At 43.7% G+C, this 23434-nt stretch carries 20 protein-coding genes; all 20 read left to right on the plus strand.

The window, feature by feature from the left end; genetic code table 11:
- Positions 1–45: 45 nt before the first annotated feature.
- The 20 genes from dapG to CU635_RS08215 all read left to right on the plus strand — a co-directional run bounded on the left by dapG (position 46) and on the right by CU635_RS08215 (position 23419).
- The gene (dapG, locus tag CU635_RS08120; RefSeq protein WP_101576699.1) at positions 46–1290 is read left to right on the plus strand and encodes an aspartate kinase; all 1245 of its coding nucleotides are present in this window, start codon (positions 46–48) and stop codon (positions 1288–1290) included.
- A 21-nt stretch (positions 1291–1311) separates the two neighbouring features.
- Positions 1312–2184 (plus strand): 4-hydroxy-tetrahydrodipicolinate synthase, encoded by an 873-nt coding sequence (dapA, locus tag CU635_RS08125; RefSeq protein ID WP_101576702.1) that lies wholly within the window; start codon positions 1312–1314, stop codon positions 2182–2184.
- Positions 2185–2632: 448 nt separating this feature from the next.
- Positions 2633–4300 carry a ribonuclease J gene (locus tag CU635_RS08130; protein WP_219619905.1) on the plus strand — a complete coding sequence of 556 codons (1668 nt, stop codon included), beginning with the start codon at positions 2633–2635 and terminating at the stop codon, positions 4298–4300.
- Between the two features lie 127 nt (positions 4301–4427).
- Complete coding sequence (locus CU635_RS08135) at positions 4428–5180, plus strand: ClpP family protease (protein ID WP_101576706.1); 753 nt, start codon at positions 4428–4430, stop codon at positions 5178–5180.
- Positions 5177–5386, plus strand: a complete 210-nt coding sequence (locus tag CU635_RS08140; protein ID WP_101576708.1) for a YlzJ-like family protein — start codon at positions 5177–5179, stop codon at positions 5384–5386. Before CU635_RS08135 ends, CU635_RS08140 begins: the two co-directional genes overlap by 4 nt.
- Before the next feature lie 143 nt (positions 5387–5529).
- Positions 5530–7863: a DNA translocase FtsK gene (locus CU635_RS08145; protein WP_101576709.1), complete on the plus strand. Its 2334-nt coding sequence runs from the start codon at positions 5530–5532 to the stop codon at positions 7861–7863.
- 537 nt (positions 7864–8400) lie between these two features.
- Positions 8401–9126: a GntR family transcriptional regulator gene (locus CU635_RS08150; RefSeq protein ID WP_101576711.1), complete on the plus strand. Its 726-nt coding sequence runs from the start codon at positions 8401–8403 to the stop codon at positions 9124–9126.
- Between the two features lie 77 nt (positions 9127–9203).
- Positions 9204–10307: a BMP family lipoprotein gene (locus tag CU635_RS08155; RefSeq protein ID WP_101576713.1), complete on the plus strand. Its 1104-nt coding sequence runs from the start codon at positions 9204–9206 to the stop codon at positions 10305–10307.
- A 354-nt stretch (positions 10308–10661) separates the two neighbouring features.
- Positions 10662–12197 (plus strand): ABC transporter ATP-binding protein, encoded by a 1536-nt coding sequence (locus tag CU635_RS08160; RefSeq protein WP_101576715.1) that lies wholly within the window; start codon positions 10662–10664, stop codon positions 12195–12197.
- 37 nt (positions 12198–12234) lie between these two features.
- Positions 12235–13281, plus strand: a complete 1047-nt coding sequence (locus CU635_RS08165; protein WP_101576762.1) for an ABC transporter permease — start codon at positions 12235–12237, stop codon at positions 13279–13281.
- On the plus strand, positions 13282–14241 hold the full coding sequence (locus CU635_RS08170) for an ABC transporter permease (protein WP_101576717.1): 960 nt from the start codon (positions 13282–13284) through the stop codon (positions 14239–14241). It abuts the gene before it with no gap.
- Between the two features lie 166 nt (positions 14242–14407).
- Positions 14408–15493 carry a GGDEF domain-containing protein gene (locus CU635_RS08175; protein WP_101576720.1) on the plus strand — a complete coding sequence of 362 codons (1086 nt, stop codon included), beginning with the start codon at positions 14408–14410 and terminating at the stop codon, positions 15491–15493.
- A gap of 214 nt (positions 15494–15707) precedes the next feature.
- Positions 15708–17000, plus strand: a complete 1293-nt coding sequence (yfmF, locus tag CU635_RS08180) for an EF-P 5-aminopentanol modification-associated protein YfmF (RefSeq protein ID WP_101576722.1) — start codon at positions 15708–15710, stop codon at positions 16998–17000.
- A complete protein-coding gene (gene yfmH, locus CU635_RS08185; protein ID WP_101576724.1) occupies positions 16987–18279 on the plus strand; it encodes an EF-P 5-aminopentanol modification-associated protein YfmH in 1293 nt (430 codons plus the stop codon). The genes yfmF and yfmH overlap by 14 nt, the downstream gene beginning before the upstream one ends.
- 179 nt (positions 18280–18458) lie before the next feature.
- The gene (gene ymfI / locus CU635_RS08190) at positions 18459–19181 is read left to right on the plus strand and encodes an elongation factor P 5-aminopentanone reductase (protein WP_101576726.1); all 723 of its coding nucleotides are present in this window, start codon (positions 18459–18461) and stop codon (positions 19179–19181) included.
- A 70-nt stretch (positions 19182–19251) separates the two neighbouring features.
- Positions 19252–19515, plus strand: a complete 264-nt coding sequence (locus CU635_RS08195; protein ID WP_101576728.1) for a DUF3243 domain-containing protein — start codon at positions 19252–19254, stop codon at positions 19513–19515.
- Positions 19516–19724: 209 nt separating this feature from the next.
- Complete coding sequence (locus CU635_RS08200; protein WP_101576730.1) at positions 19725–20516, plus strand: DUF3388 domain-containing protein; 792 nt, start codon at positions 19725–19727, stop codon at positions 20514–20516.
- A gap of 19 nt (positions 20517–20535) precedes the next feature.
- The gene (locus CU635_RS08205; RefSeq protein WP_101576764.1) at positions 20536–21468 is read left to right on the plus strand and encodes a helix-turn-helix domain-containing protein; all 933 of its coding nucleotides are present in this window, start codon (positions 20536–20538) and stop codon (positions 21466–21468) included.
- Positions 21469–21563: 95 nt separating this feature from the next.
- Complete coding sequence (gene pgsA / locus CU635_RS08210; protein ID WP_101576732.1) at positions 21564–22142, plus strand: CDP-diacylglycerol--glycerol-3-phosphate 3-phosphatidyltransferase; 579 nt, start codon at positions 21564–21566, stop codon at positions 22140–22142.
- A gap of 26 nt (positions 22143–22168) precedes the next feature.
- Positions 22169–23419, plus strand: coding sequence for a competence/damage-inducible protein A (locus CU635_RS08215; protein WP_101576734.1), 1251 nt, complete (start codon positions 22169–22171; stop codon positions 23417–23419).
- The last annotated feature ends 15 nt before the right edge of the window (positions 23420–23434 follow it).

Here is a 23434-nt window from a genome sequence, read left to right on the forward strand (position 1 = left end):
GGACAAAAAAGAAGAATGAGTCAGATAAATTTTAGAGGTGTTACGATGAAGATAATCGTTCAAAAATTTGGAGGCACTTCTGTCAGGGATAAACAAAGCCGGGAAAGCGCAATCCGGCATATTAAAAAAGCCATTTCAGACGGATATAAGGCGGTTGTAGTCGTGTCTGCCATGGGCAGGAGCGGGGACCCTTATGCAACCGATACGCTTTTGTCATTAATTTCCGGAAATGCGAGCAAAGTCAGTAAACGGGAGCAAGACCTGCTTTTATCCGTCGGTGAAACGATTTCAAGTGTCGTGTTTACCAATATGCTGATCGAAAACGGCATAAAGGCAGTTGCGTTAACCGGGGCGCAGGCAGGCTTCAGAACAAACAATGACCATACAAGCGCAAAAATTGTTGAAATGAAATGCGACAGGCTTATAAAAGAGCTTGAACTTCATGATGCCGTTGTCGTCGCAGGATTCCAGGGCTCTGCGAAAAATGGTGACATCACAACAATCGGCCGCGGCGGAAGCGATACATCCGCAGCAGCATTGGGGTCTGCTCTTGAGGCGGAGTGGATTGATATTTTTACGGATGTAGAAGGGATTATGACGGCAGACCCACGGATTGCCGCAAATGCACGGCCGTTATCTGTCGTAACATACAATGAGGTCTGCAATATGGCCTACCAGGGGGCAAAGGTGATTCACCCGCGCGCTGTTGAGATTGCGATGCAGGCGAAAGTGCCGATCCGGATCCGCTCCACCTACACCGATAATCCCGGAACGCTTGTGACGTCGATTAACAAACAGAACAGAGGCAGTGATATTAAGGAGCGCCCTGTCACAGGCATTGCCCATGTTTCAAATGTTACACAAATTAAAGTGTATGCCAAAAAAAATCAGTACAATTTACAGGCTGAAGTTTTCAAAGCGATGGCAAATGAAAAGATCAGCGTCGATTTAATCAATATATCACCAAACGGTGTCGTCTATACTGTTACAGATGAAGTGACCGACCATGCAATCAATGTGCTGGAAAACCTCGGCCATGAGCCTGCTGTCGAGCGGAACTGTGCAAAGGTGTCCGTTGTTGGCGCAGGAATGGCAGGAGTTCCCGGGGTTGCTGCGAAAATTGTTACGGCCCTATCAGAAAAAGGGATCAGAATTTTACAATCTGCTGACAGCCATACAACCATTTGGGTCCTGGTTAAGCAAGAAGACCTTGTAAATGCAGTAAACGCTCTCCATGATGCTTTTCAACTTGAATCGGAAGCATTGGAGTTTGAAAGAACAGATATATAAGAGGTATGAAGGAGTGGAATTATGGTTCTTTTCGGCAGAGTTTCAACGGCTATGGTAACGCCTTTTGATAAAAAAGGGCATGTTGATTTTGCAAAAACGACCCAGCTCGTCAATTATTTAATTGATCACGGGACCGAATCGCTTGTTGTTGCAGGGACAACCGGTGAATCGCCGACCCTTTCTAAAGAGGAAAAGCTGGCTCTTTTCCAGCATGTTGTCAAAGCGGTCGATAAAAGAATTCCGGTGATTGCCGGAACTGGCAGCAATGATACTTATGCATCCATTGAATTAACAAAAAAAGCGGAACAGCTCGGTGTCGACGCTATTATGGTTGTTGCCCCATATTACAATAAACCCAACCAGGAAGGGCTTTATCAGCATTTCAAAGCGATTGCCGAGAGCACAAAGCTTCCGGTTATGGTCTATAATATTCCCGGCAGAGCTTCAGTCAATATTGCGCCGGAAACGGTCGTTCGCCTGTCGCAAATTGCGAATATCGCCGCTGTGAAGGAAGCAAGCGGAGATCTAAATGCGATGACCCATATCATTGCGAATACGGACGATGACTTTTTGCTTTACAGCGGCGACGACGGCTTGACGCTTCCTGTCCTGGCAATTGGCGGTGCAGGCGTTGTCTCTGTTGCATCTCATGTGATCGGTAATGAAATGCAGGAGATGGTCCGTGCTCACTTTTCTGGAAATTTTGCTCAAGCAGCAAAGCTTCATCAAACGATCCTGCCCGTTATGCAAGGATTATTTACATCGCCAAGCCCAGTGCCTGTAAAAACGGCGCTCCAGCTCGAAGGGCTTGACGTTGGTTCTGTCCGCTTGCCGCTCGTCCCGCTTTCGGAACAAGAACGGACGACATTAGCAAACCTATTAAAGACAATTTAAAGCAATATAACACGCAAAACAGCCTAGCCAATGGAATTGGCATGGCTGTTTTTTTGGAGTACGAATGTGTAATAACCTGCTTGTTTTTTGAATTCTGATCAAATTTTTAAAATATATCGTCGACTTCCCCGTTTTCATCGTCAACATTTAAAATATATCGTCAACTTCCCCGTTCTTATCGTCGACTATTAACTATATCGTCAACATCCCCGTTCTTATCGTCGACTTCCCCGTTTTCATCGTCAACATTTTAAATATATCGTCAACCTTCACGGATTTATCGTCAACTTTACTTAATATCGATTATTTAACATGGTTCGACGATATTCGCATTCGTCTGGAGAAGGCGAGCCAACAATATGGTTGTAAACAATTTCTGTCATCAAGTATAATTGTTGTAACTGATTTTTTGATCGGCGAAAACAACATAGGAGGAACTTACGTGAGTATGACAAGAAATGAAAGTATTAAGCTGATTGCCCTGGGGGGAGTAGGCGAGATGGGCAAAAATATGTACGTCGCAGAGGTGGATGACGACATATTTGTCATTGACGCAGGCTTGATGTTCCCGGAGAATGAAATGCTTGGAATCGATATTGTGATTCCTGATTTTTCATATTTACTGGAAAACAAATCAAGAGTGAAGGCGATTTTGCTGACTCATGGCCATGAGGACCATATTGGCGCCTTGACATATGTACTGCGCAATCTCGATGTACCTGTGTACGGAACAAAGCTTACCATCGCCTTGGCACAGGCAAAACTTAGAGAGCAAGAATTTAACGGAACAGCAGACTTTAGAGAAATCAATTCCGATTCCCGTCTAAACTTTGACCGGGCGGCGGTGACCTTTTTCAGGACAAACCACAGCATTCCTGACTCAGTCGGAATTTGCATCGATACTTCCGATGGCGCTATCGTTTTTACTGGCGATTTTAAATTTGATCAGGCAGCAACCGATCTATATAAACCGGAAATCGGCAGAATGGCCAGTATTGGTGAAAAAGGGGTTTTATGTTTGCTGTCCGACAGTACCGAAGCAGAAAGGCCTGGTTACACCATTTCTGAGTCCGTTGTAACCAAGGAAATGTCCACGGCATTCTATAATGCTCCAGGCCGGATTATTGCGGCATGCTTTGCCTCTGACTTAAACCGTATTCAGCATATCTTTAATGCGGCAGCCGAAAACGGCCGAAAGGTAGCAGTTGTCGGGAAAAGCCTGCAGCGTGTCTATGACATTGCCCTGCAACTGGGCTATATTGAGGTTGATGAAGGTTTAATTATTCCAATCGGCGCCATCGATCAATATGCGGATAAAGACGTCGTTGTTTTGACTACGGGAGAGCAGGGGGAACCGATCGAGGCTTTGCAAAAAATGGCCAAGCAAGACCATAAACAGGTAAATATCCAGAATGGTGATACCGTGATTTTTGCAGCGTCTCCTTTGAAAGGAAGCGAACTGTTTATTCATAAAACGATTGATATGCTGTACCGCGCCGGAGCGCACGTCGTGTCCGGAAAATCGATCACTCAGGTTCCGAGCCATGGCAGCCAGGAAGAACTTAAATTTATGATTAATTTAATGAAACCGAAATATTTCATTCCTGTTCATGGCGAATACCGGATGCTAAAAGCCCACGCCCGGGTTGCCAAAGAATGCGGGATTCCGGATGATCACACAATTATCGCTGAAAAAGGGGATGTATTCGAGATTAAACAAGGCCAGTTGAAAGCGGGCGGCCGCGTTACAGCCGGAAACGTATTAATTGATGGCAGCGGTGTCGGCGATGTTGGCAATATCGTCCTTCGTGACCGGAGGCTTTTATCCCAGGACGGTATCCTGCTTGTTGTGGTGACATTAAGCAAAGGTACACGAAAAATTGTTGCAGGGCCTGAAATCATCTCACGCGGGTTTGTCTACGTGCGCGAATCGGAAAAGTTGATGGAAGACTCAACAGATTTAGTCCGCCAGATTGTCGAAAAGAATATCTCGAAATCTTCCTTCGATTGGACAAGTTTAAAACAAGATATGAGAGATTCACTAAATCAATATTTATATGAGAAAACAAAACGGAGACCGATGATTTTGCCGATCATCATGGAAGTCTACAGTTGAAAACAGGTATGGCCATCTGGCCGTACCTGTTTTTTTGCCTTTGACCGGATTATTTTTTATAACCATAGAATGAAAACTCTGCCAAAGATCATACTAACAGTATTATTTCTTGAAGGGAGAACAGGATATGGATCAAGAAAGGTTTCAAACAGGCTTTAACAACCAGGATGAGACGGAACAGCAAAATGAAGAAAAGGGCTCGACCTTAATCGAAAAAATACAGGAGCTTGGCCAAACGAATGTGCCGCAGCTGTCACAGGATTCAACGATTCATTGTCTGACGATTGTCGGCCAGATTGAAGGGCATTTGCAGCTTCCGCCACAGAATAAAACAACAAAATACGAGCACATCATTCCGCAAATCGTGGCCATAGAACAAAACCCGAAAATAGAAGGACTTCTTGTCATCCTTAACACAGTAGGCGGGGATGTCGAGGCTGGCCTGGCTATTTCCGAAATGCTTGCATCACTCTCGAAGCCAACAGTTTCAATTGTCTTGGGTGGCGGGCATTCTATCGGTGTTCCAATTGCCGTGTCATGTGATTATTCGTTAATTGCCGAGACTGCGACAATGACGATTCACCCGATTCGCCTTACAGGTCTTGTGATCGGGGTTCCGCAAACGTTTGAATACTTGGATAAAATGCAGGACAGGGTGGTAAAATTTGTAACCAGACACTCGAAAGTGAGTGAACAAACCTTTAAAGATTTAATGTTTGACAAAGGCAATTTAACAAGGGACATCGGAACAAATGTTGTCGGCTCAGAAGCAGTTGAACATGGCTTGATTGATGAAGTAGGCGGAATCGGCCAGGCGATGGGAAAGCTTAATGAATTAATCGAGTTAAAAAGGGCAAGAAATGCGGCGATCATTCAATGATCCTCTATACGATGATGCCTGAAGAGCTGATATTTCCTGCTGAGGGGGACGTCTACAGTAAGCAAAAATTGATTAACTTGGACGGGATCCCGCTTATGGTGGAATTGGATGACGACCAGTCCTACCGGGTAATCCGTGTTTTAAGCAGCGATCCCCAGCACTTTATGGATTCGCGGTGCACACCGGGCGCAAAAATTTCTTTTTGATAATTTCTGGCTGCCTTATGTTTGGACTGGGTATATGGTATAATAATGACAACTCGTTAAGAAGCAGCCAGCTTGGGCTGCTTTCTTAGTTGTCATGGAAGCATGCTATTTGTTTCGACCAGATTAAAACATAAGGTGATAAAATGGCCAAAAGAAAAAGAAGACAGTCAAGAAAAAAAGATCATTTGAAAAGGACGCTGCAATTTGAGCTGTCTGCCCTGATTATTATTGCGCTGGCCGCAATTTCGCTTGCTAAGCTTGGGGCAGTCGGTAAGGGAATTGTCCTATTCTTTCGTTTCTTTATGGGAGAATGGTACATATTGAGTTTAATTAGCCTGATTATTTTTGGCGGATATTTAATGTGGAAACGTGAATTTCCGTTTTTATTTTACAGAAGGCTTGTTGGGATATACATCATCATTGGATCCTTGCTGCTTCTAAGCCATGTTACACTCTTTGAGCTAATGTCAAGCGGTGGGAGCTTTACAAACCCGAGTGTGATTTCAAATACATGGGACCTTTTTCGCATGGAAATAAACGAGCAAACGAGCACTACCGACCTGGGCGGCGGCATGATAGGTGCTGTCCTGTTTGCACTCTTCTACTATTTATTTGATGAAGCCGGGACGAAGGTAATTGCCACAGTATTTATTATCATTGGATTTATTTTGCTGACCGGGAAGACATTTGGGGGTAGCGCAGCAAAATTAGGCGGATTTATATGGGAGTTCGGCAAAAAGAATTGGCTCGCTTTTGTTGCTGATATGAAAGATTCAACGACTCGTCGCAGAGAACGAAAAGCAGCAAAAAGATTGCAGCGGCTGGAACAGCGCAATCGCGTACAAGCTGAACAGGATAATCAGGCTGTTACGGCTCACGACGGACCGGAAACGAGGGAAGAACGGCCTTCTGAACCAATCATTTCAAGCTTTGCGGAAAGAGCCTATCCGACGCCGCCAGTAGAAGCGGAAAGCGGCAAATCGGAGCAACGGAATCGATCTGCCGAAGACGATTCTGCACCGCCAATGACGTTTACTGAAGTGGAAAATACTGCCTATGAACTTCCGCCTGTAAGCCTGCTAAAGCACCCGCGCCAAACAGATCAAAGCGGAGAATACGAACTCATCCACGCAAATGCTGCCAAGCTGGAGCGAACTTTCCAAAGCTTTGGGGTGAAAGCGAGGGTAACACAAGTACACCTAGGGCCGGCCGTAACGAAATATGAGGTCCACCCGGATGTTGGTGTGAAGGTAAGCAAAATTGTCAGCCTCAGTGATGATCTTGCGCTCGCCCTTGCTGCTAAAGATATTCGCATCGAGGCACCGATACCTGGTAAATCGGCAATAGGCATCGAAGTGCCGAATTCAGAGGTTGCGATGGTTTCGTTGCGGGAGGTTCTTGAAGCAAGGCAAAATGACAGGCCGGAAGCAAAGCTGATGATTGGCCTGGGCCGGGATATCACCGGCGAAGCCGTTTTGGCGGAGCTTAATAAAATGCCCCATCTGCTTGTCGCCGGGGCAACCGGAAGCGGAAAAAGTGTCTGTATCAACGGAATCATCACGAGTGTGTTAATGCGGGCAAAACCACATGAAGTGAAGCTGATGATGATTGACCCGAAAATGGTCGAGTTAAATGTATATAATGGAATCCCGCATTTACTCGCTCCCGTTGTTACCGATGCAAAAAAGGCTTCCCAGGCTCTAAAAAAAGTTGTCAATGAGATGGAAAGGCGCTACGAGCTCTTTTCCCATACAGGCACTAGAAATATCGAAGGATATAATGACTATGTAAAAAGGCAAAACGCAGAAGAAGAAGCGAGCCAGCCGCTTTTGCCATATATTATCGTCATCGTTGATGAGCTCGCCGATTTAATGATGGTAGCTTCTTCAGATGTTGAGGACGCGATTACTAGGCTGGCACAAATGGCACGGGCCGCAGGCATCCATTTAATAATTGCAACGCAGCGTCCGTCTGTTGATGTCATTACCGGGGTCATCAAGGCGAACATTCCTTCCAGAATTGCTTTCGCTGTATCATCGCAAACCGATTCGCGAACGATCCTTGATATGGGAGGGGCTGAGAAGCTGCTCGGCAGGGGGGACATGCTGTTCCTGCCGGTTGGAGCTTCGAAGCCGGTTCGGGTCCAGGGCGCGTTTTTGTCGGATGAAGAGGTTGAAGATATCGTTGATTTTGTGATTGCCCAGCAAAAAGCCCAATATCAGGAAGAAATGATTCCCGACGATATCCCGGAAAATACCACTGAGGTTGATGATGACCTTTACGAAGAAGCGGTTGAACTGATTGTAGATATGCAAACAGCCTCTGTATCGATGCTGCAAAGACGATTTAGAATCGGTTACACCAGGGCAGCCCGTTTAATTGACGAAATGGAAGCAAGAGGGGTTGTCGGTCCGTATGAAGGAAGTAAGCCACGGGCCGTACTGATCTCAAAACCGAAAGAAGAAGCAAGCTCATAAGAATGTGACAACTGCCTTGCGGAACAAGCAAACAAGCAAACATCGCGTGGTCTATCTCGGACACAAGCACACATCGCTTGTTTCTATCTTGTAAACAAACCCAAAAGCCGGCTAGTCCGGCTTTTGTTATGTACAAAAACAAAATCACGAGATTATTTAAGCTAGAAACTGTTTCCAGCCGTTAGCATGCCTCTTGTAAACAGCAAATATGACATACTATTAAAAGCGCTTACAAAAAAGTTAAGAGAACAATCTATGTCAATTTTTTACCGGGATCAGCGGAGAAAAATTATATGGGTAAACGAAAGAAAATAATTGACAGGACAAGGATTCTAACTGTTTTCTGCATGAATAGACTAACTGTATAGGGAGCTTTTTTTGCATATATCTTCGACTGTTGTAAACTATAAGCTTTTTTCGACAAAATCCTGAAACTCTATTTATTTATAGGGAAAAAAGTGTTATAGTATTTTCGATTAGTAGGAATGATTGAACATCAGAGGTCTGATGTCTGGAGAAAAGTGGTTGGAGGAGCTCATGTCTATCAAATCAGATAATCGGCATTTGTATTTACAAGTCATCGATCGAATTAAGCAGGATATTGACGAAGGCAAGTATAAAGAAAGAGAGAAGCTGCCTTCAGAGTTTGATCTTGCCAAGCAGCTCGGAGTCAGCAGGGCTACCCTTCGGGAAGCGTTAAGAATTCTAGAAGAGGAAAATGTGATCATCCGCCGTCATGGCGTTGGGACATTTGTGAATGCCAAGCCGCTGTTTACTTCGGGGATCGAGCAGCTTAACAGTGTAACGAATATGATTGAACAAGCAGGCATGACTCCTGGGACGATTTTCCTCGGCTCATCAACGATGAGTCCAACCGAAGAGGATATTCGCCGCTTCTCATGTACCATGGACGAAGAAATTGTCATGAGTGAACGAGTTCGAACCGCTAATGGCGAACCAGTCGTGTATTGCATTGATAAAGTTCCCCAAAGAATCATGCCGGAATCCTTTTCCCATGAGCAAGAATCGCTTCTCAGCATCTTGGAGGAGAAGGCAGGGCGGAAAATTACTTATGCGGTTGCCCAAATCGAACCGATCGGCTATCATGAAAGAATTTCACCGATCCTGGAATGTGACCCGGAAACAGCTTTGCTAGTCTTAAAGCAAATGCATTTCGATGAAACGGACGAACCCATTCTGTATTCGGTCAATTATTTTAAAGCCGATAAGTTCAGTTTTCACGTTCTGAGAAAAAGAATTTAATTTTTTCAGAGATTGTAAACGCTTAGGCGATCCAGACCATTTCTACTATATCTACAACACTTTAGGGGGTACAAACCTTGAAAACGCGTAAATTCGGATTAGCGCTGTCACTTGTGCTTGCTGCTGGAACGATTTTAGGGGCTTGTGGCAATTCAGACGAAAAAGACAATAACGGAGCTGGCGGAGGAGAAAAAGAAGACAAATTCTCTATAGCAATGGTAACGGATGTCGGTGGTGTAGATGACAAATCCTTCAACCAATCTGCATGGGAAGGTCTCCAGAAGTTTGGTAAAGACAATGGCCTTGAAAAAGGAACAGGCTATGATTATTTGCAATCCCAATCTGACGCTGACTATGCGACAAACTTAAATAACCTTGTCCGCAAAGATTACAGTCTCATTTTTGGTATTGGTTTTATGATGATGGAAGCTGTCGATGAGATTGCCAAACAACAAAAAGACGCTCACTTTGCGATTGTGGATGCTGAAGTCAACCAGCCAAATGTCGCAAGCATTTTGTTTAAAGAACAGGAAGCTTCATTCCTTGCTGGTGTCACAGCAGGACTTGCGACCAAGACAAAGAAAATCGGTTTTATCGGCGGTGTCGAGGGTGCGGTAATTGAGCGTTTTGAGTCGGGTTTCCGGGCTGGTGTCCAAGCGGTTAATCCTGAAGCAGCAGTTGATGTTAAGTATTCAGGTGCGTTTGACAAAGCTGAGCTTGGCCAAACGATTGCAGCGACAATGTACTCTTCTGGTGCGGATGTGATTTTCCATGCTGCTGGCGGCACTGGTAATGGCCTATTTAAAGAAGCACGCGACCTTAAGAAAAAAGATCCTTCTAATCTAATTTGGGCAATCGGCGTTGACTCTGATCAAACAGCCGAGGGTATAGTAGAAATTGACGGCGAAGAGCACAATGTAATCATTACATCGGCACTTAAGCGTGTTGACAATGCCGTAGTTGATATTTCAAAACAGGCTAAAGAAGGAAACTTCCCTGGCGGAGAAATTACGACTTACGGATTAAGTGAAGACGGCGTCGGCCTTGCTCCAATCAATGAAGAGCTTGCCAATAAAGCAGATATTGAAGCAGCTGTCGAAGAGTGGAAACAAAAAATTGTTAGCGGGGAAATCACGGTTCCAGGAACTCGTGACGAATTAAAAACTTTCTCTGCTAGTTAATGAACAAAAAGGAATAAGTGGTCACGGCTTTTTCGGCCTCTTATTCCTTTTTTTATAATTGATAAATTTCACAATGTAATAAGCTAAACCGAAAAACGAATGAAGTTGTCTAATAAACAGGAGTATACCGTAGGAATACATATATCTTAACTTAAATAACTGTTCGTTTTTCAATTAAAGAATGGCTTTATGAAGTTCATTCAATTAATAGAATGTTAATTGAAGCGCAGAACCCATTTCTGCTTTTCACTTAAGATTTTAGGGGGGCAACCCCGTTTTTTAACCAAAGTAAAAGTCTGACCTCATACTACTAAACTTTAATTTCCTTTATTTAAGAGCAAGGAGTGAAAAATGATGGAATACGTAATTGAAATGATTAATATCCGCAAGGAGTTTCCCGGGATTGTTGCCAACGATAATATAACCCTTCAACTGCGAAAAGGAGAAATACACGCTTTGCTCGGGGAAAACGGGGCGGGTAAATCGACATTAATGAATGTGCTCTTCGGCCTGTACCAGCCAGAGCAAGGTGAAATCCGTGTTAATGGAAAAGCCGTGAATATTACCAATCCGAACATTGCTAACGATTTAGGAATTGGCATGGTGCATCAGCACTTCATGCTTGTTGATACATTCACAGTCACCGAAAATATTATTCTCGGAAAAGAAACAACATCCCGTGGGAAGATTGATCTTAAAAAAGCCGAACAAGAGGTAAGGGAAATTTCGGAACGCTATGGGCTCGCTGTCGATCCAAAAGCGAAAATTTCCGATATCTCGGTTGGAATGCAGCAAAGGGTAGAAATATTAAAAACTCTTTACCGCGGCGCGGAAATCCTGATTTTTGATGAGCCAACAGCCGTTTTGACGCCGCAGGAAATTAAAGAGCTCATCCAAATTATGAAAACCCTTATTACAGAAGGCAAGTCGATTATCCTGATTACTCATAAACTGAAAGAAATCATGGAAGTATGCGACCGGGTCACGGTTATCCGGAAAGGGGTTGGCATTGGCACCCTCAATGTAAAGGACACGAATCCAAACGAGCTGGCGAGTCTTATGGTTGGCCGTGAAGTCCTTTTTAAAACGGATAAAACTCCTGCCGACCCAAAGCAACCCGTGTTGGAGATTGATCAGCTGTTTGTGAAGGACTCCCGCGGTGTTCCGGCTGTCAAAGGACTTGACCTCGTTGTCCATGCCGGAGAAATCCTCGGAATTGCCGGGGTTGACGGGAATGGCCAGACTGAATTAATCGAAGCAATCACCGGGCTCAGAAAGTCGGAAAGCGGCTCAATTAAACTGAACAATAAAGAAGTCCGCAATCTTTCATCGCGGAAGATAAGTGAGTCCGGAGTTGCCCATATTCCGCAGGACCGCCATAAGCACGGTCTTGTCCTCGATTTTCCGGTTGCTGAGAATATGGTTTTGCAAACTTATTATAAAACCCCATTCTCAAAAAAGGGTATCTTGAATTTCAAAGAGATCTACAAAAAAGCAAGAACACTGATAGCGGAATTTGACGTCAGAACACCAAGTGAATACACACTCGCCCGCTCTTTATCAGGCGGTAACCAGCAAAAAGCGATCATTGGCCGTGAGGTGGATCGCGACCCGGATTTATTGATTGCCGCACAGCCGACACGCGGCCTTGATGTTGGGGCAATTGAGTTTATCCATAAACGGCTTATCGAACAGCGTGATCATGGAAAGGCTGTCCTGCTTCTTTCATTTGAGTTGGATGAAATCATCAATGTCAGCGATCGCATTGCTGTTATTTATGAGGGAAAGATTGTCGCAATAGTCGATCCAAAGAAGACGACAGAACAAGAGCTCGGATTGTTGATGGCCGGTTCGAAACGAAAGGAAGCAGGTGAAGAAAGCCATGTCTAATCGCCTAAAAAATATATTAGTTCAGGTGAAGAAGGCAATATCTAATCGCCTAAAAAATATCTTAATTCCGGTAATAGCCGTACTTCTCGGCATCATTGTCGGAACGATTATTATGGTTATCAGCGGCTATGATGCCGTTGCGGGTTATACCGCGCTGTGGAATGGTGCTTTTGGACAAGCATATTATACCGGTGAAGTGGTTCGCCAGGTCACTCCATATATTTTAGCCGGATTATCGGTAGCATTTGCCTTCAGAACCGGTTTATTCAATATTGGTGTTGAAGGCCAGCTGATTGTCGGCTGGCTTGCAGCTGTTTGGGTTGGCGTGGCCTTAGAGCTTCCGAAAATCATTCATTTGCCGCTTGCGATATTGGCCGCTGCTCTGGCAGGAGCACTATGGGGCTTTATTCCAGGCCTTTTAAAAGCCCGTTTCCGCGTTCACGAAGTTATTGTCACAATTATGATGAACTATATCGCTCTACATGTAACAAACTATATGATTCGGACTGTCCTTTCCGAAAGAAGCGACAGGACAGCAAACATTCATGGATCGGCTACACTTCGATCACCGTTTCTTGAAGGGCTGACCGACTATTCCCGCCTCCACTGGGGAATTATCATCGCTATCATAAGCGTATTCATTATGTGGTTTTTACTAGAAAAAACTTCGAAAGGCTTTGAATTAAGATCTGTTGGCTTCAATCAGCATGCATCACAATATGCGGGTATGAACGTCAACGCCAATATCATCCAGTCAATGGTTATATCCGGTACTTTTGCCGGGCTCGCCGGTGCGATGGAAGGACTCGGAACATTTGGATACGCAGCGATAAAGGGCGGTTTTACAGGTGTCGGCTTTGACGGAATCGCCGTTGCCCTTTTAGGCGCAAACGGCCCGATCGGGATTGTTTTTGCAGCCATCCTGTTTGGCAGCTTAAAGGTTGGTGCCTTGAACATGCCGCTTGAGGCCGGTGTGCCGAACGAACTCGTTGATATTATTATTGCGCTAATCGTTTTCTTTGTTGCCGCAAGTTATATGATTCGTTTATTGATTGAACGATTGAGCAAAAAGGGGGTGAAGTAAGTGGGCTTAATGGATATTTTATTAATTATTATTCCATCTACTTTACTTTGGGCAGCACCACTTATTTTCACTGCATTAGGTGGAAACTTTTCGGAGCGTTCCGGCGTTGTAAACATCGGGTTGGAAGGATTAATGGTGATTGGGGCATTCGCTGCGATCGTTTTTAATTTAACGTTCGTTGACAGTTTAGGAAACTTAACGCCTTGGATTGCCCTGTTAGTGGCAATGGTTGTTGGCGCCTTGCTTTCTGTTCTCCATGCTGTTGCGTCGATTACATTCCGAGCTGATCAGACGGTTTCCGGTGTCGCGATTAACCTGCTAGCAGTAGGGGCGGCCTTGTTTTTAGTCAAGCTCATCTACGGAAAAGGACAGACTGATATTATCCAAAAGGGATTCAGCAAAGTCGATATTCCGCTGCTAAGCGATATTCCGCTGCTTGGAGAACTGTTTTTCTCCAATACGTATTACACATCGTATGTTGCGATCGTTTTTGCGTTTATAGCCTGGTATGTGATGTTCAAGACACCGTTCGGCCTCCGTCTTCGTGCCGTCGGGGAACATCCAATGGCGGCGGACACAATGGGAATTAACGTCACAAGAATGCGTTACATTGGCGTCATCATTTCCGGGGGGCTTGCCGGAATTGGCGGTGGTGTATACGCACAGGCAATTTCCTCTGACTTCAGCCATGCAACAATCAGCGGCCAGGGCTTTATGGCTCTAGCAGCATTAATTTTTGGTAAATGGCATCCGCTTGGAGCAATGGGTGCCGCGCTATTCTTTGGATTTGCGCAAAGCTTGAGCATTATCGGATCAAGCTTACCTTTCTTAAAGAATGTTCCAAATGTATATTTGCTTATTACACCATATGTGTTAACGATTCTGGCTCTGGCAGGTTTTATTGGCCGGGCAGAAGCCCCTAAAGCTTCCGGAACACATTATATAAAAGGAAGCAGATAATATACGTTACACCCCTGGTTCTTAAGTGAATCAGGGGTGTTTTTGTATAAAAATGACCAGAGTAAGTTAAGAAAATTGACGAAGATTGTCTAAATATTTATCTTTTTGAAACGCTTTATTGTGCTAAAATGGAATTAGTTGTTAATACTTTAAGAGGGTAATAGATATGGGTTTTTCTCTGTATATGAACGATTATAAAACCGAAAGAATCTTTTCCTATCTAAGATGGATTTTCTTTGCGATGGCAATAACGATATTTTATTTTCCTCCCCTGGCTGAGATTCTCCAATTTGAATCAGGCTCATTTCCGTACCTCGTCGCAGTCGGCGCCACATATATGTTAACAGCACAGATAGCACTATCTAAAATGAGGCCTGATCATAAGTACTTCCCTTTAATTACAAAAATAGGGATCTTGTTTGATTTTATTGCGCTCTTTTGGCTTTTATATTTGACCGGCGGCGTGATGAGCTATCTTTTTCCGATTACTTACCTGTTTGTTATGCATGCGACTATTTATTGGCGTACGAAAGGTTTTTTCATCTCAAGTGCCTCGGCAACTGCCGGTTATTCCGGAATACTATTAATGGAGATGCCTGTACCTCAACAAGTGTGGTTTGTCTTTTTATTAAATACGGCTTTTGTTTGGATTGTCGGACTCTTCGGCGCCATGCTTGTGCTAAGGGAACGAAAGCATATTAAGCAAAAAAACATGTATCAGCAGCTTGTTGTTACCGATTATTTAACAGGACTGTATAATCATCGCCACTTCCAGGAGCATATACGTCATTTGAGGGAGAAGTCGATTCCCTTTTCACTTATAATGGGTGATATTGACCATTTCAAGTCGGTAAATGACCGGTATGGCCATTTAGTGGGAGATGAAGTACTCCGGGAAATCGGCAAAATGATGAATGATTTTGCATTAAAATATGACGGACAAGCATTTCGTTATGGAGGCGAGGAATTCGCTCTTGTACTCCGCAACCAGAAGACAGAACAGCTGCAGCAATTTTTTACAGAGTTTTATGAATACTTAAACAAGAAAAAATTCACAAATAGTTGTCTGAAAATTACGATGAGTTTTGGCATTGCTGGCAGCAAACAGGCACAGACAAGCGAAGATGTCATATCCGAAGCAGATAAGCTTTTATATATAGCGAAGAGAAATGGTAAAAACCAGGCCCGTTTTGATTGCGGTACTGCCTTCTGCAATTCCAGCCCACTCCCGACAGAAGCCATTTCAAGTTAACAGCCTCCATTAACGGGGGCTTTATTTATTTCATCATAATAATATTATGTAAACACCCCCTTGAAAAAGAAATGAAATGATCTGCCCGGAAGCTAAGTATAATGTAAAAAGTCTAAATTCTGGTACTATAAGAAAGAATAGCCTTCAAATTAAAGGATATGATAGAAAATAACCGCTCGACTGAAAAAAAGTGTTTGGTAAGGGAGGAATTATGATGGCTATAATATCTGAAGCCATGAAGAAAATGAAAGGCTACAAACTGCATATTGTCAAAACAGGAAAATATAAAACGAATACAATCGTTTGGAAAATGAAGGCACCTTTAAATGAGGATGATGCAACTTTTAGAGCAATCCTGCCTTACGTTCTTCAAAGCAGTTCAGACCGCTATCCTTCGACAACCGCTCTCCGTTCATATTTAGATGAACTTTATGGGGCAACCCTTTTTGTCGATCTCGCAAAAAAGGGTGAATATCATATTATCAGCTTCTCTATCGAAGTCGCCAACGAGAAGTTTTTGAGCGACCCGGCCCCATTACTGAAAAAAGCATTTGAGTTTTTCGCAGAAATCCTCCGAAACCCGCATGCAAACGGGCAAGCATTCGATAAGGAGACAGTTGACAAAGAGAAACGGACGTTAAAGCAGCGGATTCAAGCAGTTTACGATGACAAAATGAGATATTCTAACTTCAGGCTTGTTGAGGAAATGTGTAAAGGCGAACCGTACGCTATTCCTGTAAACGGCGAACTTGAAAAAGTCGATGATATTAATGCGAAAAATTTATATGAATATTATGAAAGAGCTTTTTCAGAAGATGAACTTGATCTTTATGTAATCGGCGATATTGTCGAGGATGAAGTAATTGAAATCGCTGATAGCCTCTTGCAATTTAACGAGCGCGAGCCCCAGGTCTCAGCGTCGTACATACCAGAAAAAAAGCCAGAGGTTCATGAAGTAATCGAGGAGCAGGATGTCAAGCAAGGCAAATTGAATATCGGATACCGCACAAACATCACATATGGGGATGCTGATTATTATGCCCTGCAATTGTTCAACGGTATTTTTGGCGGCTTTTCACACTCGAAGCTGTTTATTAATGTCCGCGAAAAAGCGAGTCTTGCCTATTATGCGGCAAGCCGGCTAGAAAGCCACAAAGGATTGCTGATGGTGATGTCGGGAATAGACAGGAAAAATTATCAGCAGGCAGTCACGATTATTAAGGAACAAATGGAAGCAATGAAAAACGGCGATTTTACGGAGCCTGAAATTGAACAGACGAAGGCCGTAACAATCAACCAGATGCTTGAAACGATTGACACAGCCCGGGGCCTTGTCGAGGTGTTCTACCATAGTGTTGTTGCCGGTACCCTTGTGGACCTCGACGAATGGCTCGAAAACACAAGGCAAGTGTCGAAGGAAGATATCGTTGCGGCCGCACAAAAAGTCGATCTTGATACGATCTATTTTTTAACGGGAATGGAGGTTGGAAAAAGTGAAGAAAATTAAATTTGACCAGCTCCAGGAAGAGCTTTTTTATGAAAAGCTTGAGAATGGGCTTAATGTATATATTCTCCCTAAGCCAGGATTTAATAAAACCTATGCTACGTTTACAACGAATTACGGGTCGATCGATAACCATTTTCAGCCTCTTGATAAAGATGAAGTGATCGAGGTTCCGGATGGCATTGCCCACTTTTTGGAGCATAAGCTTTTTGAGAAGGAAGACGGGGATGTGTTCCAGCAATTTAGTCGCCAGGGTGCATCAGCAAACGCGTTTACATCTTTTACACGAACAGCGTATCTGTTTTCGAGTACGTCGAATGTGCAAGAAAACCTCGAAACGTTAATCGATTTTGTCCAGGATCCTTATTTTACTGAGAAAACAGTTGAGAAAGAAAAAGGCATTATCGGCCAGGAAATCACCATGTATGAAGACAATCCCGATTGGCGTTTATACTTTGGCCTTATTGAAAATTTGTACAAAAACCATCCTGTTAAGATTGATATTGCAGGAACAGTTGAATCAATTTCCGAAATTACACAGGATATGCTCTATGAATGCTATAAAACCTTTTATCACCCGAGCAACATGCTGCTGTTTGTAACAGGGCCGGTCGATCCTGAGCGGATCATGAACCAGGTCAAGGAGAATCAGGCTAAAAAGCAGTATGATGACCAGCCGGAAATCAAGCGCCAGCTTGCCGAAGAACCGGCCGAAGCTGCGGTCAAAAAGCAAGTCCTAAAAATGAATGTGCAAACATCGAAATGCTTATTCGGAATCAAAGCTCCGGATCCAAACGAAAGCGGTGCTGAACTGCTGAAAAATGAGTTAACCATCAATGTTATCCTCGATATCTTGTTCAGTAAAAGCTCCGAACGATACAGCGAGCTATACAATGAAGGACTGATTGATGAAACATTTTCCTATGATTATACACAGGAACAGGGCTTTGGTTTTGCGATGGTAGGCGGGGATACGAATGATCCTGAACGTCTTTCTGAGCGCATTGCGGAAATATTGGCAGAAGGAAAAAGAGGCATCGTCTTTACGGAAGAAAATCTCGGCAGAGCGAAAAAGAAGAAAATCGGTGCTTTTCTTCGTGCGGTTAACTCCCCTGAATATATCGCCAATCAATTTACGCGTTATGCCTTTAACGATATGAATTTATTTGATGTCGTTCCGACGCTTGAGAGTATTTCGTTGGAAGATGTCAAAGCTACTGCAAACCGATTCATCTCTGATGACCGGTTCAGTGTCTGCCAGGTGATTCCGAAAAACAAATAATGAAGTCTGAAAAAAGTACCATTTCGGTACTTTTTTTTATATGATTCATACGAATCCTCCTGGTTTATCAATACAATTTAACTCGTTTTTCGGTTTGGCTTAATACTTTGTGAATTTACTCAATAGATAAAAAACTGTATGATAAAGGGCATATACTGAAATTGTACGGAGTGGAGTGCATGGGAAAATTCATATTAATTACCGGGGCAAGCGGCGGTATCGGGAGCGCGATTGCAAAAAAATTGGCAAAGAACGGTTATTCACTCTATTTGCATTACCATCGCAATACAGTGGGTATTAAACAGCTGATGAGCGAACTGAATGAACTCGAAGGGGAGTATATTCCGATTCAAGCTGACCTTTCGTCTCCGTCCGGCTATAAAAAAATTGCTTCTTCGGTCTTTTCACTTGATGCAATCATTCATAATAGCGGCAACAGCCATTCTGGCATGCTGATTGATCTTGATGAACAATCCGCCGAGGAACTGGTCCGCATTCACGTAACATCGCCGCTTTTGCTTACAAAGGAACTGCTTCCGAAGCTGCACAGTAAAAAAGGCGGCAACATCATCGTCATTTCTTCGATATGGGGGCAAACCGGCTCAGCATTTGAAGTTGCTTACTCTGCTGTGAAAGGGGCACAGATCAGCTTTGTAAAAGCATTGAGCAAGGAACTGGCCCGGACTGGGATCAGAGTCAACGGGATCGCGCCGGGCGCGATCGATACGAGGATGCTTGACAGCCTCACTGAAGCAGAAATGGATGAACTGGCAAATGAAATTCCAATCGGCCGACTCGGAAATCCGGAGGAGGTCGCGAATTCAGTTGCTTTCTTTCTGTCAGATCAAGCCACTTACATAACCGGCCAAATACTAGGTGTCAACGGCGGTTGGTATACTTAAAAATTTCATGCATATTTTCATCCTTGTAAATCCAAAATAACCATGTATTTATGAAAAGGAGGATGAAAAAATGTCTATATTAGAAAGCTGGGACCAATGGAAAAGTTTTTTAGGTAATCGCCTCCAACATGCCCAAAATGAGGGGATGAACGATGAAACGATCAGTAACCTTGCCTATGAAATTGGTGGTTACCTTTCTGAGAACGTTGACCCTAAAAATGAGCAGGAAAGAGTTCTTGCTGATCTTTGGTCGGTTGCAAGTCGTGAAGAACAGCATGCGATTGCCAGTATGATGACCAAGCTCGTTCAAAATAACGGATCTGGACAACAATAATTGATGAAACAGCCCTTGCCTTAACCGGCAAGGGCTGTTTTCTTTTAACAATACTTCGGAGCTTGTCCAGTCCCGAAAGCATTCATTTTGCCTGTTAAGGAAAAGTTATGCTTGTTTTTCCTTTCATCTTCTGGAAAAATAATTTATGATAGAATCGGGATAAAAATTTTGCAGGAATTTGTCAAATGGTTATCGTGTGGGAGGTTTTTATGGATAAAACCGAATGGTATTTAGAATATGAAATACAAAAAAACCGTCCTGGTTTGCTTGGCGACATCTCGTCTTTGCTCGGTATGCTCTCAATCAATATTGTCACGATTAATGGCGTAGATGAAGGCAGGCGCGGATTACTGATTCTTGCAAAGGACCATGAACAAATTGTGCGGCTTGAGTCTATTTTAAATACGATGGATACAATAAAAGTAATTAAGCTTAGGGAACCAAAGCTCCGGGATCGCCTGGCTGTCCGGCATGGCCGATACATCCAGCGTGATGCCGATGATAAAAAAACATTCCGCTTTATCAGGAATGAACTTGGCATTCTTGTTGATTTTATGGCAGAATTGTTTAAGCAGGATGGTCATAAGCTGATCGGCATCCGGGGAATGCCACGTGTCGGCAAAACGGAATCAATCGTGGCTTCCAGTGTGTGTGCCAATAAACGATGGCTGTTTGTTTCCTCGACTTTGCTGAAGCAAACGATTCGTAATCAACTGATTGAAGATGAGTATAATGAAAACAATTTATTTATTATTGATGGCATAGTCTCGACGAGAAGAGCAAATGAACGGCATTGGCAGCTTGTCAGGGAAATCATGCGCCTCAACGCTGTAAAAGTAGTTGAGCACCCGGACGTGTTTGTGCAGAATTCTGAATATACTCTTGAAGATTTTGATTATATTATTGAATTGCGCAATGATCCTGATGAAGAGATCACATACGAACTTGAACATAAAAACAGCATGTTCTCTGATTCTGAATTTGGTGGCTTTGATTTTTAAACGTATGGAAGGTGTTATTGTGACTGAACTAGGCAATAGATTAAAAGAAGCACGTGAAGCAAAAGGCATGAGCCTTGACGAGCTGCAAACGGCGACTAAAATTCAAAAACGATATTTAAAAGGCATTGAAGAAGGAAATTACGAAATGATGCCTGGCCAATTTTACGTACGAGCTTTTATCAGGCAGTATGCAGAAGCAGTCGGCATTGAACCGGAAGAGCTCTATGAGCAATATAAAAACGATATTCCTGCAGCACATAATGAAGATATTACAGAAAAAATTTCAAGGGTGCAAACGCGGAAAAACATTTCAGACAATAGCTCAAAGATTCTTGATTTGCTGCCGAAAATATTGATAGGCATTTTTGTGATTGGGGCAATTGTCCTTATCTGGTACCTCGTCCTCGAAAACAAGGATCAAGGAGCAGATGAACCTGTTAATGAAGAGGATACGACGATTAATTATGAGCAGCCGGATAGCGTCGATAAAGAGTCAGAGAAAAATAAAGATAATGAAAAAAATGAAAACACAGAGGATAAGCAGAAAGAAGAGGATTCAGACAAAGCTGACGACTCCGCAAGCAATGGAGAAGGTCAAGTGGAGGAAGCTCCTGCCCAGCAAATCTCTGTTGTTGAAGCCAGTGGAAGAAATACCACTTACCAGTTAACAAACGCCAAAACATTCAATTTGAGAGTGGCGGCGACCGGTGCGAATACGTGGGTCAACATCACAAACGGCAAAGGGCATTCTTTCTATCAAGGGACACTTTCTCCAACAGGGACGAACAGCCAAACAGTTGATCTGTCACAAGAAACGGAAGCAGTGATCGTGATTGGAAATTCTGCGAATACTGAAATCTTCGTGAATGATCAAAAGGTAGAGTTTGCTGTCTTGCCATCAGAATCGGTACGCCAGGATATTACAATTCGAAAAGTACCGGCAAACGAATAGTCATCTGCAAGATGGCTATTTTCCTTTACATATTGTTTTAATTCCCGGGTTGAATGAGCCTGGGCGCTTTTTAGATACTATTTTGGAGGTATATCATGAATCTGCCTAATAAAATTACCATTTCAAGAATATTGCTTATTCCAGTATTTCTTATTGTGATGCTGGCACCCTTTGATTGGGGGAACATGTCCTTTATCGGAGCAGAACTACCTGTAACCCATTTTATCGGTGCGATAATTTTTATCATTGCTTCCACAACCGATTGGATCGACGGCTACTATGCCCGAAAATACGACCTTGTTACCAATTTGGGCAAGTTCCTTGATCCGCTCGCCGATAAATTGCTCGTTTCGGCTGCTTTAATCGTGCTCGTCGATCTGGAGCTTGCAGCCTCCTGGATTGTCATCGTGATTATCAGCCGTGAATTTGCGGTTACCGGCCTGCGGCTTGTCCTTGCTGGAGAAGGAGAGGTAGTAGCTGCCAACAGGCTGGGAAAAATCAAAACATGGACGCAAATTATTGCGATTTCAGCCCTGCTTCTCCACAATGCGATATTTGAACTTGTCTCGATACCGTTTGACCAATTGGCCCTGTGGGTCGCCATGTTTTTTACGATTTGGTCCGGATGGGATTATTTCGCCAAAAACAAGCGTGCTTTTCTTAATTCAAAATAATCGGGGCGCTTTAGGAGGGCAGATTGATGAATGCAGAAATTATTGCAGTCGGATCCGAACTGCTGCTTGGTCAAATTGTCAATACAAATGCGCGCTTTATCTCAAGGCAGCTCGCCGACATGGGCATCAATGTTTTTTACCATACCGTTGTCGGGGATAATCCAGCCCGTCTTGAAGCTGTTATCAAGATAGCTGAAAGCCGTTCGCAATTAATTATTTTTACGGGCGGTCTCGGCCCGACGAAAGACGATTTAACAAAGGAAACGATTGCCAGACATTTACAGAAAAACCTCGTTACCGATGAGGAAGCCCTCCGTTCGATCGAGCAATATTTTGAACGCACAAATCGAGTGATGACGGATAATAACCGAAAGCAGGCTCTTATTCTTGAAGACTCTCAAGTGTTGAAAAATGATCACGGAATGGCACCTGGCATGGTTCTTTCAACGAAAAATCATACGTATATGCTGCTGCCGGGCCCCCCGAAGGAAATGGAACCGATGTTTCTGAAATACGGGAATGCGGTTTTGCTTGGCAAAGCGGCTTCACAAAAAGTAATTGCTTCAAGGGTATTGCGTTTTTTCGGAATTGGCGAATCGCTTCTTGAAACAGAACTTGAAGACTTAATCGAAGCGCAGACGAACCCGACGATTGCTCCCCTTGCCTCCGACGGGGAATGCAGCATCAGGCTGACAGCAAGTGCTGCCTCTTTTGATGTTGCCCAATTGCTATTGGATGAAATGGAGGAAAAAGTGCTCGCCCGTGCCGGAGAATTTTTTTATGGTTATGATGAGACATCGCTTATGAAGGAATTGACGAAAACTTTGAAGGACAAGGGCTTAACAATTGCCTGCGCCGAGAGCTTAACAGGAGGGATGTTCCAGCAGGAGCTTACCTCTTATCCGGGAGCCGGGGCTATCTTAAAGGGCGGTGTTGTTTGTTATACGAACACGGCCAAAACGGATGTGCTTCAAGTCAGCAAGGAAACGATTGACAAGCACGGCGCGGTTAGCCGGGCCTGTGCCGGGGAACTGGCCGAAAATGCAGCAAACATTTTCGAATCTGACCTCGGAATCAGCTTTACTGGAGTGGCAGGTCCTGATGAGTCCGAAGGAAAACCGGTCGGAACGGTCTATATTGGCATTTCTGTCAAAGGAACACCGGCAGTTGTTGAAAAAATGCAATTTGGCGGCGGCAGAGAAGCAAATCGCATTCGCGCTGTCAAATATGGCTGCCACTTGCTATTAAAGCTTCTCGCTAATTCACAGAGTGCTTAACAAAGCGCTCTGCTT

It is taken from the genome of Bacillus canaveralius (assembly GCF_002860125.1).
Classification (GTDB): Bacteria; Bacillota; Bacilli; order Bacillales; family Cytobacillaceae; genus Bacillus_BJ; species Bacillus_BJ canaveralius.

Bases quoted from the DNA above. Each gene is read 5' to 3' on its own strand.
- CU635_RS08195 (WP_101576728.1), top strand. From the start codon at position 19,252: ATGTCTATATTAGAAAGCTGGGACCAATGGAAAAGTTTTTTAGGTAAT.
- CU635_RS08150 (WP_101576711.1), top strand. From the start codon at position 8,401: ATGTCTATCAAATCAGATAATCGGCATTTGTATTTACAAGTCATCGAT.
- CU635_RS08140 (WP_101576708.1), top strand. From the start codon at position 5,177: ATGATCCTCTATACGATGATGCCTGAAGAGCTGATATTTCCTGCTGAG.
- pgsA (WP_101576732.1), top strand. From the start codon at position 21,564: ATGAATCTGCCTAATAAAATTACCATTTCAAGAATATTGCTTATTCCA.
- CU635_RS08160 (WP_101576715.1), top strand. From the start codon at position 10,662: ATGGAATACGTAATTGAAATGATTAATATCCGCAAGGAGTTTCCCGGG.
- CU635_RS08200 (WP_101576730.1), top strand. From the start codon at position 19,725: ATGGATAAAACCGAATGGTATTTAGAATATGAAATACAAAAAAACCGT.
- CU635_RS08130 (WP_219619905.1), top strand. From the start codon at position 2,633: ATGACAAGAAATGAAAGTATTAAGCTGATTGCCCTGGGGGGAGTAGGC.
- CU635_RS08215 (WP_101576734.1), top strand. From the start codon at position 22,169: ATGAATGCAGAAATTATTGCAGTCGGATCCGAACTGCTGCTTGGTCAA.
- ymfI (WP_101576726.1), top strand. From the start codon at position 18,459: ATGGGAAAATTCATATTAATTACCGGGGCAAGCGGCGGTATCGGGAGC.
- dapA (WP_101576702.1), top strand. From the start codon at position 1,312: ATGGTTCTTTTCGGCAGAGTTTCAACGGCTATGGTAACGCCTTTTGAT.
- CU635_RS08175 (WP_101576720.1), top strand. From the start codon at position 14,408: ATGGGTTTTTCTCTGTATATGAACGATTATAAAACCGAAAGAATCTTT.
- CU635_RS08145 (WP_101576709.1), top strand. From the start codon at position 5,530: ATGGCCAAAAGAAAAAGAAGACAGTCAAGAAAAAAAGATCATTTGAAA.
- CU635_RS08135 (WP_101576706.1), top strand. From the start codon at position 4,428: ATGGATCAAGAAAGGTTTCAAACAGGCTTTAACAACCAGGATGAGACG.
- yfmF (WP_101576722.1), top strand. From the start codon at position 15,708: ATGGCTATAATATCTGAAGCCATGAAGAAAATGAAAGGCTACAAACTG.
- dapG (WP_101576699.1), top strand. From the start codon at position 46: ATGAAGATAATCGTTCAAAAATTTGGAGGCACTTCTGTCAGGGATAAA.